This is a genomic window from Streptomyces sp. NPDC043738, assembly GCF_056436545.1.
Genome location: NZ_JBWKCJ010000007.1, coordinates 230,023 through 244,950, shown reverse-complemented (window position 1 = coordinate 244,950; position 14,928 = coordinate 230,023). Strand labels below are relative to the sequence as shown.

Genomic DNA, 14,928 nt, shown 5'->3' with positions numbered 1-14,928 from the left:
TTCGATATGGGGACGGGGATGACTTTCGTGTTCGACCCCGGTCGGGGCCGGCTTCAGGGCCGCCGGAGCGGCGGGAGGAAGGGCAGGTGCACGGGCTTGTCGTGCAGCGCGCTGCCCAGGGCGAGCAGACATCCGGCCGTGCCGGTGCTCAGGTCCATCGAGAGCCGCATCATCTGCTCACCGGCGAAGGCCAGATGCCCTTGGTAGGGAACGGCGCCCCAGGAGAGGGAGTCGATCTGGCGGCGCAGGTCCGCGGCGTCGGTGCCCGGTCCCGGGGCGGTGGTCCGGCTCAGGTACAGCACCATGCCGGCGGCACCGCGGAACAGCCCCGGCTGGGCGTAGAACTTGGCCTGCGCGGCCCGCACTATCTCGCCCCGCGCCGCCGCGAAGCCGTCGTCGGGCCGATGGGAGAGGTAGTCGTCGAGCACCATTCCGATGCCCACACTGCCGGCGCCGAGGTAGGGCATGGTCCGCCAGCCCTCGTCGACCTGGAGGGTCCCCGCCGCGCTGCGCACGCAGCGCGCCAGGTCACGTCGCAGGGCGTCCCCGGCCAGATCCAACAGCGCGCCGTCGCCGGTGCGTTCGTACAGCCGCAGGAAGAGCAGCGCGGCACCGCTGTCGCCGTGCAGCAGCCCGGCGCGGGAGGGCCCGGGTCCCTCCCCTGCGGTCGTCCGGCCGAATCGATCGGCGACCAACTCGGCGCACCGCAGGGCCTGTTCCCGTAATCCGGAGGCGCCCGCGGAGTCGGCGAGCCCGTCCAGCGCCAGCCCCACGCCGGCCAGTCCACCGTGCAGGTCGGGTCCGATGTCCTGCCAGCTCTGCGCCGTGACCAGATCCATCAGGTCCAGGGCCCGTGCGTGGTGCCCGAGGCGGTCGAGGACCCAGGCGACGCCGGAAAGGCCGTCGTAGAAGCCGACGGGACTGCCCGAGGCGGGTGCCTTCGTCCGCTGCAGCAACCACTCCTCCGCCTGCGGACATCGCTCGGCGCCCGTCGCGGCGAGGGCGTACAGCACGCCGGCCGCGCCGTAGGCGAAACAGGTCCCGCCGCCGGTGAGGGCGAACTGGGCGATGTCGCCGGGAAAGAGGCGGTCCTCCCGTGCCGGGGTGGCGGAGGCCAGTACGGCGCGGACGGCGGAGTCCCGGCTGCGGGGCCAGTCCGCGAGCGAAACCGGCAAGTAGTCGTGTCCGTTCCCGCCGCCCGCGGCGCCGGTCCCGACCGTTTCCGCGGCGCCTCGATCGCCACGCAGAATCTCGTCGACCGCCGCGTCGAGGAACTCGACCGGCACCGGGAACTGCTCGGCGGCGATCCGCGCCAGATGCCGGCTCTTGGCCCGGTCCACCGCGAACAGGCTGGTCAGCGGCAGGAACAGGGCCAGCCGCAGACAGGCCAGGGCATAGCGGTCGACGTCGGGGCCACGGCGGTCGGCGGGGGCCACGAATCCTGGGTTGGCGATCACCTGCCGGCTGCCCGGGTCATCGACGGAGGCGGCCTCGAAGTCCAGCAGCACGACCGAGGATTCGTCCTCGGAGAGCATGATGTTGAACAGATGGAGGTCGTTGAAGACCACACCCCGGGCGTGGATCGCCTCCACGGCCTCCTCCACCAGCCGGTGCACGCGCAGTGCCCATTCGGTGTACTCGGCAAGCCGCTGCGGACTGGGATCGGACTCGATCAGCGGATGCCGATGCGCGAAGAAGCTGTTGAGCGGACGCCCCTCGATGTACTCCAGTACCAGGAAGGTGTGCTCGCCGAGCGTGAACCAGTCCAGCACCTCGGGGGCGCACCCCAGCCCGGACAGCCGCCGCAGGGCGTCCCGTTCCCGCGCCAGCCGGGTCACCGCGTCCGCCTCGTCCGCGGCCAGCCCGGCATGCGGACGCCCCTCCTTCAGCACCACACGCCGCTGGGTCCGCAGGTCCCGCCCGACGTACACGCCGCCGCCGTTGGAGAAGTGCAGCGCCCGCTCGATGGCGTACGGGAGGTCGGAGACGGTGGTGGCGGAGCGCGCCGCCAGATGCGGCTCGAGGAACTCCGGAAGCGAGACCCACTCCGGAACCCGGAACGCGGGCTCCCGGCGGTCGGGAACGAGCTGTCCCCGGCCGTCCTCCACGGCAGGACACAGCTCGCCCTTGTCGTCGTAGCAGTGCCGCTCGGTGAAGCCGCCGTAGCGCACGTACACCGGGCCGGCGCCCCAGCGCAGATCGCTGAGGATGTACGGGCCGGGCTCACCGGCCAGCAGCGCGTCCAGCTCCTCGGCGATGACCCGGCACTGCTCCTCGTCGGCCGGATAGACCGTGATGAACTTGCCGCTCGCGCCCCGGTCGGTGTACTTGGCGTTGCGGATGTGCAGCAGATACCGGCTCGGCATGCACTTGAAGGCCACCGAGCGGGGTACGCAGTACTCCCAGACCTTCGTGAGCACCCGCTCGGCGTTGTCGAGGCAGGCCGACACATGGATCTTCCAGCCCTGAGAGGGCAGTTCACGGTCGAGCGGCCGGAACGCCAGCCAGTCACCCGAGCGGTGCCGCTGCCAGCCGGCCGGCAACTCCCGGTTCAGCACCGGGTACTGGCCGCTGCGGCCCTGGGGGTCTTCGGACAGCCGGTGCGGAGCGTCGTAGAACTTGCGGTCAGCGTCGCAGAAGACCGCGTATCCCTTGTTCATCCCACTCCCTCGGCCGGTGACACCACGACGCTGTCACAGCCGCGGAGGCGTGAACCAGTCATGAGTGTCACGAAGAGATCGTGAGAAATGCATGTTTTATGTGAAGGGAAGCGGTCGAGCTGCCGACGGTCCACCCGTCGGCACCCCGACGCCGCGGGAACCGGGACCGGTCGGCGGGCGTCGTTCTCTACGCACCCTGCGGGAGAGAGGGAGCCGACCACACATGGAACGCCGAGAGGCATACGCGAACAGACATCTCTTACGCATCCTCGTCGCCGCCGGAGCGCTCATCGCCATGGCGGGTTGCGCACACACCGCTCCCGGGGGAGCCGATTCCGTACGGCCCACGGACTCCGCCGGCTCCTCCCCGACGGCGGGCGGGGCGGTGGGGGGAGCGTCAGGCGGAGATCAGTCCGGGGGCGGCGCGCAAGGGAACGAGCCCACCAAGGGCGGTAGCGCTCAGGACAACACCAGTGACGGCGGCCCGAGTTACGACGGAGACCCGGTGCCGCCGGTCGAGTCGCCGCCCAAGGGGCACGGCAGGCCCCCGGTGGGCGGTGGCGTGGATCCGACCGGCGGCGCCGACGGGGGCGGAGACGTGGGCGGTGGGGTCGGAGGAGGCGAAGGCCAATCGGGCGGCGAGACCTGCCCGCCCTCCGGTGGCTCCCCCTCCCCGTCCGAGGCGACGGGCTCACCCTCCCCGTCCGGGGAGGCAGGCTCGGCCTCCCCGTCCGGGGAGACAGGCTCGGCCTCCCCGGAGAACACCCCCTCGCCGAGCGGGACCTGCCCTTCGCCGTCCGGCACATGAGCGGTGACCCGGCGCCCCGGCCCTCCGCGCCACCCTCAGCCCCTTCCACCCCGGCCGGCGAGGAACGTACGGCGGCCTCCCTCCTCGGCGGCGTCATCGCCCAGGCCTCCTTCCTCGTGGCCGTCATGTACTTCCTGGGCGCGGTCTATATGACGGCCTACTACACCTACTTCCGCGTGGACTCCTTCAACCTCGGCTTCGGATTCGCGGAGATGGCGATCCAGAGCCTCAATGTCGTCACCGCTCCACTGGCGATCGTCTGCGTCCTCGCGGTCCTGATACTCCGTCACTTGGCCACGACCCCGGCCCTCGCCGCGCGGCCGGACACCGACCAGACGCACCAGGACCGCCTCATCCGCGCACTGCAGCGCGCCCTGCGAGCCGTCGCTCGGGCTCACCTCTCCCTCGTCGGAGCCGGCCTGGTGCTCCTGCTCCTCTGGTCCTGGCTCGGCGGCTTCAGATGGCTGGCGCCCATCCTGCTGGGAGTCGGCGTACTCCTCGGCCAGAGCCCATGGGCCCGCAGCCGGGCCGGAGACGGGGGCGCAGCGGTACCGCCCGACACCGACGAGGGCGCCGCGGCGCCCTCCCACCCCGTGCTGCCCGGAGTGTGGAGCCGGGCGGTACCGGCGTTCACGGCCGGTCTGCTGGTGATGTGGGGGCTCAGCCTGGGCACCGCCGGGCTGGGCGAGCGGGAGGCCCGGCAGGCCGCCGCGAACCTCGTGCGCCGGCCCGCCGTCGTCCTCCTGAGCACCGACCGGCTCAGCCTGGCCGGGCCCGGCGTGGAGGTGTCGGACCTGGGCGCCAAGGTCCGCTACCGCTACCGCTACACCGGTCTGCGCCGCCTCATCGAACGCAACGGCCGCTACTACCTCCTCCCCCTCGGCTGGAACCACCAGACCGGTCCCACCTACGTCATCCACGAAGGCGACGACCTGCGCGTCGAACTCTTCCCCGGCATCCAGGACGAGTGCGGTGCCTGGTGCACGGAGGGCCAGGGCGTGTCCGTCACAGGCCGCTTCGTCCCCGGTAGCACGGTTGCCGAGAACGGCGGCTACGGATCGAGCAGCTGAGTGCTCGCCAGTTCGCCGTAAAGGGCGTCGCATTTCATGAGCTGGGCATGGGTGCCGACGGCCCGTACCCGACCCGCCTCCATCACCACGATCCGGTCCGCGCTGGTCACGGTGGAAAGCCGGTGGGCGACCACCAACACCGTCGTATCGAGGGCGGTCTCGGTGATCGTGTCGCGCAACGCCGCCTCGTTGGCCGCGTCGAGCTGGGAGGTGGCCTCGTCCAGCAGCAGCAGCCTGGGTCGACGCAACAAGGCGCGGGCGATCGCGACACGCTGTCGCTCGCCACCGGACAGCCGGCTGCCCCGATGGCCGACATCGGTGTCCAGACCGTGCGGCAGACGGTCCGCCAGTCCATCCAGCCGGGCCATCCGCAGGACTCGGGCGAGTTCCTCGTCGCCGGGCTCGACGGTGCCCAGGGTCAGGTTGTCGCGCAGGGTGCCGGCGAGGACGGGGACGTCCTGCTCGACGTAGCCGATCGATGCGCGAAGCCGGGTCAGAGGCCACCGACGTACGTCCTCACCGTCCAGGAGCACACGACCGGCGGCAGGCTCGTAGAAGCGCTCGATCAGGGAGAAGACCGTGGTCTTGCCGGCGCCGGACGGGCCGACGAAAGCGGTCAGTCCGCGCGGGGGAACGGAGAAGGTGACCTCGTGGTGGACGCGGGGCAGTTCGGGGCGGTAGGCGAAGCACACCTGATGGAACGCCACGCCGACGGGGCGCCCGCCGCATTCGGAGGCCGCCTTTGCGCGCGTCGCTTCCCGCTCTCGTACGGGCTCCGCTTCCAGCCTCTCGACCTCCAGCCGCTCGATGTGTTCGATACGGACGGCCGCTGCCGATCCGACCTGGAACTGGCCCACTCCCTCGGCCAGTTGGCCGATGCGTGGAGCCAGTGCGAAGAGGTAGAGGAGGAAGGCGACGAGCGTGGAGACGCTGATGGCGCCGGACGCGACGCGGGCGCCCCCCACTCCGAGGACGACGAGGAAACTGACCTGGACGACGACCGCCGAGGCCGTCGCCGACACCGCTTCCCACGCCGCGGCCCGTACCCCGGTCCGGCGGGCTTCCTCCGCCGCCCGGTGCAGCACCGCGGCCTCCCGGCGCTCGGCGCCCGACGCCTTGACCGTACGGAACGCTCCGAAGACCCGCTCCAGTGCCGCGCCGATCTGTCCCACCGACTCCTGTGTGCGCCGGGTGGCACGGCCGATCCGCGGGGCCACGACCGCGACGATGACACCGACGACGGCGATCACCGCGAGGGTGACGCACAGCAGCACGGCGTCGAGCAGTCCCATCATGACGACCGTCGCCGCGGTGACCAGAGTGCCGGTGACCGCCGCGGACACCGCCTGGGGAACGGCCTGGCGCAGCACCGCCGTATCGGAGGTCACGCGGGCGATCAGATCGCCCGGCTCGGTGCTCTCCACCACGGGCACCCGAAGCCGCAGAAGCCGCTCGGTCAGCCGTCGCCGGGCGGTGTACACCATCGACTCGGACGACCACTGCAGCACGTAGTGCCCCAGCCCTACGAGGAGCGCCCCGGCCACCACCAGCAGACTGAGCACGATGACCGGCCAGGCCTCGGGCTGCCCACGGCTCATCCCGTCCATCACCCGCTTGGCCGCCAGCGGCTGGGCGAGCCCCATGACGCTGCCCGCGAGCCCCAGCCCGACGCCCACGGCCATCCGCCCGCGCTGCCGGCGCAGATGCGCTGCGAGGGCCCGGTGGCCCGACCTCGCACCGACCGGGTTCCCACTCGTCCGGGAGTGGCTTCCGGGGCCGGTGCGAGGGGTCTCGACGGAGGGTGCCGCGCTCATCGGCTCACTCCACGGTGAAGAAGCGCTGGAAGTAGTCGGCCGAGGCGCCCTCGCCGACCAGGACCCCCTCGGCCTCCACCCAGGCGTGCGCCGCGAACGGCGGGCGGCTGCGCACTCCCACGCACCAGACGGGCCACCGGCCGTACCAACGGCACAGCAGGACGGTGGCCAGAGACCTGGTCAGGCACCCTTTGTGGCCTCCTGCGGCGAGACTCACGGCGAGCACCGTCTCCCGCGCCGTGCTCGCCTCGGCGAGGGTTGCGGGCCTCGCACCGCGGCGCAGCCGGCGCAGGACGGCGCGAATACGGCCCGGCGGCTGGGTGGCGAGCAGATGGGCGCAGCACACCACCACCCGGGCCAGGAAACGGCGGGCCGGTGGAACGGAGCGCGGGCGGTACGGGACCACTTCCGGCGTCGACATGTGTGGCTCTCCGGTTTGGGCGGACCGGCCCGGGTAGGCCGGGCCTGTACGGACGAAGTCGCCGGGCGGCCCCGATGGCAGGGAGGATCCGACGGGCAGAGCGGTGGGGCCGGCCGAATGGCTTGTGCATCGGCAGGTTCCGGGCCGGCTGCGCTCAGGACGTGACGAGTCCGGCCGAGCGCAGCTCGTCGACGATGCGGCCGACGTCCTCCGTGGCCAGGTCGACATCGACGTCGTCGTAGCGCGCGGTGAGGATCTCCACCGCCCGCTCGGGGCCGTAGCCGTCCGTGAGGGTCCGCAGAACGATGGCGGCCGTCGGGTTGAGCGTCCAGTACTCGGCACTCTCCTGGTCGAGCAGCGCCACACCGTACTCGGTCTCGGTCAGCAGGACACCGGGCTTCAGGGTAAACACGGAATTCACCACTCTCAGGTCTCGCGGTTGTCGGCGGGCAGGGCCGACGGGCTGGCGGGGGAGGGTTCCCGGGCGTGTCGCGTTGCTGCCCGGCCGGCGTTCGGTGGCGTCAACTCCCGGGAACGCAGCCAGACTTCGCAGGCGATGGTCGGGTGCAGCCGATAGCTCTCCGTCTCCGCGGTCAGAGCGCGACGGCACCATTCGCGAAGGATCCGCTCGTCGACGAGACCGAGCCGGGCGAGCCGGGAGCCCTCGCACAGCGCCAGCAGGCCCTTGCGGTGCTCGCGCAGTCCTGCCTCCTCCTCGTACGTGGCGTTCGCCTTGGTGTCGCGAGTGCGGCTGGCTTCCGGCACGACTCCGCGCATGGCCTCGACGATGAGCGGCTTGTAGCGCCACGGAGTGATCCGCTCCTGCGGTCGGACGGCGAGGGCCGCCTCGATGACGCGGGTGTCGTAGTAGGGCGCGCTGACCCCGATGCCCAGCGGGGCGGCCATCTGGCCGATGTGCCGCGTCCATTGGGAGATGCCGTCCATCGCGACCAGCTCGCGGTGTTCGCCGTGTCCCCGGCCCCGGGGCCGGACGTCGGGCAGCTCCGCACAGAGCAGCTCGCGCACCGTGCTGACGGCCTCCGGGGTGGCCCAGGGCGGCATCCGGGGCGGAACCGCCCAGCCGAGCAACGGCTCGCCTTCAGGTACCGCCGGTTCGGTCAGATCGCGGGCCACCCGCCGAAGCCACGTCCTGTAGGGACTCCGGTCCAGGAGCTGGCGTACTACGCCGCGCCGCGACCATCGGTATTTGGCGGCGTACCCCCGTACCGCCTGCCAGGCGACGAGGGGATGGCTGCGCAGCAGCGCATGCAGACGGGCGGGCGTACCGGCCAGCAGTTCGTCGCCGCCCAGGCCGGTGAGATGGAGGCCGGAACCGCGGGCCGCCGCCAGTTCCACGATGCCCATACGGCGGTTGCGGTCGACGGTGAGGATGCTGGGTGTGTCCAGGACGTCCTCCAGGGCATCGATCCCGTCGAAGGTCATGGCCACGTCCTGGGCCGGGATGATGTGGTGTTCGACGCCGTTCAGCGCCTCGACGGTCCGCCTGGCCCAGTACACGTCGTCGCCGGCCTCGTCGTGGATCCCGGCGGTGTAGGCGACGACTCGGGTCCCCGAGCGTGCCGCCGTACAGCACACGGCCGTGGAGTCCAGTCCGCCCAGGTCCGTGCTCACCAGATCGCGCCCGCGGATGCGCACCTCGATCGCCTCGTCGAGGGCCTCTCGCAGGTGCCCGGCGCCGACGGCGAGGGGGACGACGGGGTCGGGCGGTGACCACCACCGCCGGGTGTGGACCCGGCCGTCGTGGTGGATCGTCAGGCAGTGCCCGGCCGGTACGGCATGCAGACCGCGCCACAGTGGGTCCCCCGCGCGGGGGTAGGGAGCGCCGAGCATCTCAAGCGCGACGCGGCGCTCGTCCAGTTCGGCACCGACCAGTTCGGCGAGGACATCGGCCCGGTCGGACGCCACGCTCACCGGTCCGCGGCCAGACGTGTCGGCCCGGGTGTGGAACACCCGGCGCAGGTCGACTACGCCGGCCCGCACCGATACCCGGTCCCCGCCGCTGACGACCAGGTGGAAACTGCCGGCCCAGTCGCCCGCGCGGTCCCATGGCGTCGGTGTGCCGGCGTCCACCGCCGCGGCGGCCCGCTCGGCATCCCGCGCGGTGACGGCATGCTCCCCGACCACCGCGACCCGCGTCCCCCCGTGCGTCCCCGTCACGACCGTCCCCGGTGCCCATCGGCCCACCAGCCAGGGGCGCCCCGAGGCATGGGTCAGGTTCCGGTCCGCGTAGGAGAGCGCCTTGACAGCGAGGGCCCCGGCCGCGTCGGTGTCGGGCAGGACGACGAACCAGGCGGGTACGACCTGGAGCGACAAGGACTGGTCCATGGGCTACGGCCTTCGGTCGGTGACACTCGGAACAGGGAGGCAGAAACAGAGAACGGGTGGCGGCCGGCTGCCGCCACCCGATGACCGGACCGGCTCGACGGCCGGTCCGGTGCGCGCTGCGCCCCGGACCGCTCAGCGGTCGCGGGTGGCCTCGGTCAGAGGAGCTGCTTGCCGCCGAGGATGTCCTTCGGGCCGGTGTTCTTGATGCCGGTGACCTTGCGGAAGCTGCCGGCCTTGGTGAGGGTGGGGCGCTCGTACGTCATGATCGTTCTCCTTTTTCCTGGGGACGGTGTACACAACAGGCGCCTGTGCAGCGGATTTCGAGCAACTCCCGGGACGGGAATTGCGAGCGGTGAAATCCGCGGCACAACGATAAGTAGGACAACCCCAACAGCACAACGACGAACAACTGGCATTGAGTGGTACACAGAGGGCGCGCAATTCCGGCGCACTACAGTCGGGCGTCCCTTTGCGCCCTTGCGCCCACGTCGCGGTGCGCCAGTGAGTTCGCGAAAAAACGTTTGTCCTGTGAGCTGTCCAATGCCAGGAACGGAGATATCCGTCCCGTCCGGAATAAGCGCGAACAGGGAGTCGATAATTCGAAGAATCATTCGCCGTGGGTGTCGGAGCGCGGGAACTGCGCGAGGCGGTCGATGCGATGGGAAGTTCCAGACCGGCTCGCCGCGGGTCATGGTCCTGGCCGCAGCCGAGCGCGGGGACGGCGGCGCGAAAGGCTCTTGTTCCGGGCCGCCGGCCTGTAGTCGGCTGACCTCATGAGGAGCATGAGGAAGCGGAGCACCGCCACGCTGATCACTGCCCTGGTCGCGGTTTCCCTGTGTACCGGCGCACCGGGCCCGCGTGCGCAGGCCGCGGGATCCGGCGCCGGTGCCCCGCCAGCAGTCGGCGGGCCCCCGGAACTCGGCGTCGATCTCGATACCGTGACCATCCCTCAGCTGCAGGCGCGCATGGCGGACGGTTCGCTGACCTCGTCGGCACTGACCGCGGCCTATCTGCGGCGGATCAGGACCGTCGACCCCGAGATCAACGCGGTGCTGCGCACCGACCCGACGGCCCTGCGCCAGGCGGCCGCCAGCGACGCCAGGCATCGGGGCGGCGCCACCCGTGGGCCGCTCGACGGCATCCCAGTCCTGCTCAAGGACAACGTGAACACCCGGGACATGTCCACGACGGCCGGGTCGCTGGCGTTGGCCGGCAGTCCACCGGACGCCGACGCCGCCCTGGTGGCCCGGCTGCGGGAGGCCGGGGCGGTGATCCTCGGCAAGACCAACCTGTCCGAGTGGGCGAACTTCCGTGCGGAGAAGCCGGCTTCAGGGTGGTCGGCGGTGGGTGGCCAGACCCACAACCCGTACGTGCTGGACCGGAATCCGTGCGGGTCCTCCTCCGGTTCGGCCGCCGCGCTCGCCGCGTCGTTGGCGCAGGTGGCGATCGGGACCGAGACGGACGGCTCCATCGTGTGCCCGGCCGGGATGAACGGGGTGGTCGGCCACAAGCCCAGCCTCGGCCTGGTCAGCCAGGCCGGTGTGGTCCCGATCTCCGCCGAGCAGGACACCGCGGGGCCCATGGCGCGCAACGTGATCGACACCGCGCTCACCCTCTCGGTGCTCAGCGCAAGGGGCACCTCGCACGCGGGCGGTCCAGGAGGCCTCCCCGGCGAGCTGACGCGCTCCACCGGCCTGCGCGGCAAACGGATCGGCCTGTGGCGACTGCCCTCGCTCGGCGCGGAGGTGGATGCGCTGATGACCCGTACCGCGGAGCGGCTGCGCAACGCGGGAGCCGAGGTCGTCGAGGTGACACCGCCGTACCAGAAGCGTCTGGCGGCACTCGAATTCCCGGCGCTGCTGAGCGAGTTCCACCGGGACGTCGATGCCTATCTCGGCACGCGCGACGGGCCGCGGAACCTCGCCGGGCTGATCGAGTTCAACCGCACCCACCCGGCGGAGCGCACCTGTTTCGCCGGTCAGGAGCTGTTCGAGCGGGCCCTCGCCGCGCCTTCCACCACCGACCCGGAGTATCGGGCCAGGCGTGCCGAGTTGACGGACCTCGCCCGGCGCTCGTTGGACGAGACCATCGCCGCCCATCGACTGGACGCCATCGCCGCGCCGACGAACCCGCCCGCCTGGACGACCGACTGCGCGCGGGGCGACAACGACGTCATCCCGTCCTCGACCCCCGCGGCCGTGGCCGGTTACCCGTCCTTGTCGGTGCCCGCCGGGTTCGTCGACGAGTTGCCCGTGGGGCTGCTCCTGATGGCGGGTGACCGCAAGGACGCCGAGCTCCTGTCGCTGGGGGCCGCGGTGGAGCACCGACTCGACGCCTGGCGAGCGCCGCGCTATCTGCCTTCGGCAGGGGTCGGCACGCCTGCGGCAGGGGCCGGCGCCGCCCGGTGATCCGTCCGGGGACGGCGCCCCCGGACGGGGGCCGTCCGGAAGCCGTGGGGCAGGTCACTGTGCTGCCAGCGCCCGTGCCGCTCGGACCAGCAGGGGTACCGGCGGCGCGGAGGTGTCCTTGCGCCAGACGAGTTCGAGGTCGAAGCCGGGCAGGTCGTCGCTGATGCACAGGGCGGCCGTGCCGGGCGGCAGGTGGCGGGTCAGGGCCTGCGGGACGACGGCGAAGGTGCGGTCGTCCAGGACCAGGTGCCGAAAGCCCGGCACCGGCTCCTCCTCGACGGGGAAGGCCTCGCCGGCGCCGTGGAGCGCGGCGAGGACCGCGTCGTGGAAGGCGGGTGCGATGTCGCGTCTGATGGCCCGCAGTGTGTCGCCGCGCAGTTCGCGCAGCGACAGTCCGGTCCGGTCGGCGAGCCGGTGGCCGGCGGCGACGACCACGACGAGGTCCTCCCGTACGAGCGTCAGGCGGGCCAGGCCCGACCGGTGCGGCAGGCTGCGGGAGAGCGCGGCGTCGATCTCGTCGCGTTCGAGTGCGGCGGCGAGGTCGGCCGACCACATCTCGCGGGTCTCGACACGGACGCCGGGATGGCGGGCTCCCATGGCGGACAGCAGGGTGGGCACGGCCCAGTAGGCGGCGCTGGTGACGTAGCCGAGCCGCAGTGTGCCGGCCGTGCCGTGCGCGACGCTCACGGTCCGCTCCACCAGAGCGTCGGCTTCGGCGAGGAGGGCGCGGGCCCCTTCCACGAAGACCTTGCCGGGCTCGGTGAGGCGGGTGGGGCGTCGTTCGAAGAGCCGCACGCCCAACTCGCGTTCCAGGGCGGCGATCTGCCGGCTCAGCGGCGGCTGGGCCATGTGCAGCCGGTCGGCGGCCCGTTGGAACCCGCCCTCGTCGGCCACGGTCACCACGTAGCGCATGAGCCGCAGATCGATCGTCATACCCGCAGGGTATCTGGACGGTGCCCAACCGGTCTTGGCCAACGGCACCCGGCGCGCACCAGAATCGACGACGTCGGGCCGTCGCCCCTCATCCTCCCCGTCTCCTCAAGGAGTTCGCCATGCACGCGCGCACCCTCGCCTCCCTTCGTGTTTCCGCCCTCGGCCTCGGCTGCATGGGGATGAGCGACTACTACGCCCCCGGTGACGAAGTCGACTCGCTCATCACCATCAGGCGGGCCCTCGACGTGGGCGTGACGTTCCTGGACACCGCCGACGCATACGGCCCCTTCACCAACGAGACGCTGGTCGGCAAGGCGATCGCGGGCCGCCGGGACGAGGTCGTCCTCGCCACCAAGTTCGGCGTCGAGCGCCGTCCCGACGGCACCCCGGTCGGTGTCAACGGGCGGCCGGAGTACGTCCGGGCCGCGTGCGAGGCGTCCCTTCGCCGGCTGGGGGCCGACCACATCGACCTCTACTACCAGCACCGCATCGACCCGACCGTCCCCGTCGAGGAGACCTGGGGCGCGATGGCCGAGCTGGTCACCGCCGGCAAGGTGCGCCACCTCGGCATCTCCGAGGCCTCCCCGGCGACGATCCGGCGGGCCCACGCCGTGCACCCGATCACCGCCGGGCAGTACGAGTACTCGCTGTTCACCCGGGACATCGAGGACGAACACCTGCCGACGATGCGCGAGCTGGGCATCGGCCTCGTCGCATACAGCCCCATCGGGCGCGGCCTGCTGACCGGGACCCTCGGCCGGCACGCGTACGGCGAGCGGGACTTCCGCCGCACCGCGCCCCGCTTCCAGGGCGAGAACCTCGCCCTCAACCTCGCCCTCGTCGAGCGCGTACGGGCGCTGGCCGACGCCAAGGGCGTCACCCCCGCACAGCTCGCCCTCGCCTGGCTGCTGGCCCAGGGGCCGGACGTCACCGCTGTCCCCGGTACCAAGCGGGTTCGCTACCTCGAGGAGAACGCCGCCGCGGCCGATGTCACGCTGACCGCGGGCGAGCTGGCGGCTCTCGACCAGGCCGTGCCGCGCGGAGCGGTGGCGGGCGAGCGATACGACGCGGCCCGGCTGGCCCAGGTCGACGTGTGACCGGGTCGGGCGGGAGGGCCGCCCGGCGGGTCAGGACGCTTGGGCGTGGTGGTCCAGCAAGCGGGTGAGCAACTGTACGAACTGGTCGCGTTCGGCCGGGCTCAGCGGCGCGAGCAGCTCGTCGTGGAGGTCGTCCAGGACCTTGTCGAGGCGGCGCAGACGGCGGCGGCCCAGGGCGGAGATCGTGATGACGTTGCGACGCCGGTCGTCGGGGTCGGGCGCCCGCTCGACGAGGTCGCGCTCGGCCAGTTCGTTGAGCACACCGACCATGTCGCTGCGGTAGATGCCGGTGCGTGTGCTCAGCGCGGCCTGGCTGCCCGGCCCGAAATCCTGCAGTGAGGCGAGCACGGCGTAGTGCCACTTGCGGGCGTCGATCCGGGCCAGCCCCTCGTTGATCAGCCGATCCGACCGCACGGTCAGCTGCGACAACAGGCGGCTCGCCCGTCGACGCAGCCTGTCGGGCGTCCTGGGCGCGTCGTCGTCGGGCAGGTCCGCGGCTTCGGCTCTGATCATGGCGCCGATCCTATCCATTGCGTTAGTGGAACTAACGATATACGTTCGCTCGTGCCGAGAACGTTAGTGAGACAAACGTTGCCTCGGCGAACTTCAGGAAGGAACATCCGCCATTCCCACCGAGATCAAGTCGCTGCAGATTCCCACCACGGACGGCCGGGCCGACGCCTTCGCCGCCTTCCCCGACGACGGCGAGCGGCACCCAGCGGTGCTGATGTACGGGGACGCCTTCGGCATCCGGCCCGTGCTGCGGGAGATGGCCCGCGAACTGGCCGGGCACGGGTACTACGTGCTCGTCCCCAACTTCTTCTACCGGCACGGCCCGGCACCGCTGATCGAACTTCCCGAGCACATCGGAGAAGAGGAGCGGCCCGCGGTCATCGCCCAGGTGATGCCCTTGGTCGAGGCGCACACCGCCGAACGCGTCCTGCGCGACGCCGAGGCCTACCTCGGGTTCCTCACCACCCAGCCCGAGGTCGCCACCGGACCGGTCGCGGTGACCGGCTACTGCATAGGCGGTCTCCTGGCGATGCGCACCGCCACGGCCCACCCCGGCCGGGTGGCCGCCGTCGCCGCGTTCCACGGCCCCGTGGGGGCCGACGGGCCCGACAGCCTCTCCGAGCTCACCGCCCAGGTCCACTTCGGCCACGCCGAAACCGACCTGACGCCCGAGGCCCTCGGCGAGCTCAACCAGGCCCTGGACGCCGCGGGTGTCGACTACACCTCCGAGATCTACCCCGGCACCGTCCACGGCTTCACCATGTCCGACACCGACGCCTTCAACTCCTCCGCACTGCAACGCCACTGGGACCGCCTGCTTCCCCTCCTCGCTCGCACCCTGACCAGCAGCTGAGGCCC

12 protein-coding genes are annotated in these 14,928 nt (G+C 71.8%); 4 read left to right on the top strand and 8 right to left on the bottom strand.

Annotation, left to right across the window (positions count from 1 at the left end):
• Positions 1-53: 53 nt before the first annotated feature.
• Positions 54-2,660, bottom strand: a complete 2,607-nt coding sequence (gene lanKC, locus AC0680_RS12955; RefSeq protein WP_478627607.1) for a class III lanthionine synthetase LanKC — start codon at positions 2,658-2,660, stop codon at positions 54-56.
• Between the two features lie 804 nt (positions 2,661-3,464).
• Between lanKC and AC0680_RS12950 the strand changes: the two genes are divergently transcribed.
• On the top strand, positions 3,465-4,538 hold the full coding sequence (locus AC0680_RS12950; RefSeq protein ID WP_478627605.1) for a hypothetical protein: 1,074 nt from the start codon (positions 3,465-3,467) through the stop codon (positions 4,536-4,538).
• On the opposite strand, the gene AC0680_RS12945 is transcribed toward AC0680_RS12950, so the two are convergent.
• The 5 genes from AC0680_RS12945 to AC0680_RS12925 all read right to left on the bottom strand — a co-directional run bounded on the left by AC0680_RS12945 (position 4,520) and on the right by AC0680_RS12925 (position 9,382).
• Positions 4,520-6,352: an ABC transporter ATP-binding protein gene (locus tag AC0680_RS12945; RefSeq protein WP_478627603.1), complete on the bottom strand. Its 1,833-nt coding sequence runs from the start codon at positions 6,350-6,352 to the stop codon at positions 4,520-4,522. The two genes, AC0680_RS12950 and AC0680_RS12945, sit on opposite strands and share 19 nt — an antisense overlap.
• A gap of 4 nt (positions 6,353-6,356) precedes the next feature.
• Positions 6,357-6,773, bottom strand: a complete 417-nt coding sequence (locus AC0680_RS12940; protein ID WP_478627601.1) for a lasso peptide biosynthesis B2 protein — start codon at positions 6,771-6,773, stop codon at positions 6,357-6,359.
• 154 nt (positions 6,774-6,927) lie between these two features.
• A complete protein-coding gene (locus AC0680_RS12935; protein WP_478627599.1) occupies positions 6,928-7,185 on the bottom strand; it encodes a lasso peptide biosynthesis PqqD family chaperone in 258 nt (85 codons plus the stop codon).
• A gap of 14 nt (positions 7,186-7,199) precedes the next feature.
• Positions 7,200-9,119 (bottom strand): lasso peptide isopeptide bond-forming cyclase, encoded by a 1,920-nt coding sequence (locus AC0680_RS12930; protein ID WP_478627598.1) that lies wholly within the window; start codon positions 9,117-9,119, stop codon positions 7,200-7,202.
• Between the two features lie 155 nt (positions 9,120-9,274).
• On the bottom strand, positions 9,275-9,382 hold the full coding sequence (locus tag AC0680_RS12925; RefSeq protein ID WP_365363487.1) for a keywimysin-related RiPP: 108 nt from the start codon (positions 9,380-9,382) through the stop codon (positions 9,275-9,277).
• 519 nt (positions 9,383-9,901) lie between these two features.
• Here AC0680_RS12925 and AC0680_RS12920 point away from each other — a divergent pair.
• Positions 9,902-11,527, top strand: coding sequence for an amidase family protein (locus AC0680_RS12920; protein WP_478627595.1), 1,626 nt, complete (start codon positions 9,902-9,904; stop codon positions 11,525-11,527).
• Between the two features lie 54 nt (positions 11,528-11,581).
• Here the strand turns inward: AC0680_RS12920 and AC0680_RS12915 are convergent, their stop codons facing one another.
• Positions 11,582-12,460 carry a LysR family transcriptional regulator gene (locus AC0680_RS12915; protein WP_478627592.1) on the bottom strand — a complete coding sequence of 293 codons (879 nt, stop codon included), beginning with the start codon at positions 12,458-12,460 and terminating at the stop codon, positions 11,582-11,584.
• Positions 12,461-12,579: 119 nt separating this feature from the next.
• Between AC0680_RS12915 and AC0680_RS12910 the strand changes: the two genes are divergently transcribed.
• The gene (locus tag AC0680_RS12910; RefSeq protein WP_478627589.1) at positions 12,580-13,557 is read left to right on the top strand and encodes an aldo/keto reductase; all 978 of its coding nucleotides are present in this window, start codon (positions 12,580-12,582) and stop codon (positions 13,555-13,557) included.
• 30 nt (positions 13,558-13,587) lie between these two features.
• On the opposite strand, the gene AC0680_RS12905 is transcribed toward AC0680_RS12910, so the two are convergent.
• A complete protein-coding gene (locus AC0680_RS12905) occupies positions 13,588-14,070 on the bottom strand; it encodes a MarR family winged helix-turn-helix transcriptional regulator (protein WP_478627587.1) in 483 nt (160 codons plus the stop codon).
• A gap of 112 nt (positions 14,071-14,182) precedes the next feature.
• Here AC0680_RS12905 and AC0680_RS12900 point away from each other — a divergent pair, with 112 nt between their 5' ends.
• Complete coding sequence (locus AC0680_RS12900; RefSeq protein WP_478627668.1) at positions 14,183-14,923, top strand: dienelactone hydrolase family protein; 741 nt, start codon at positions 14,183-14,185, stop codon at positions 14,921-14,923.
• Positions 14,924-14,928: the final 5 nt, after the last annotated feature.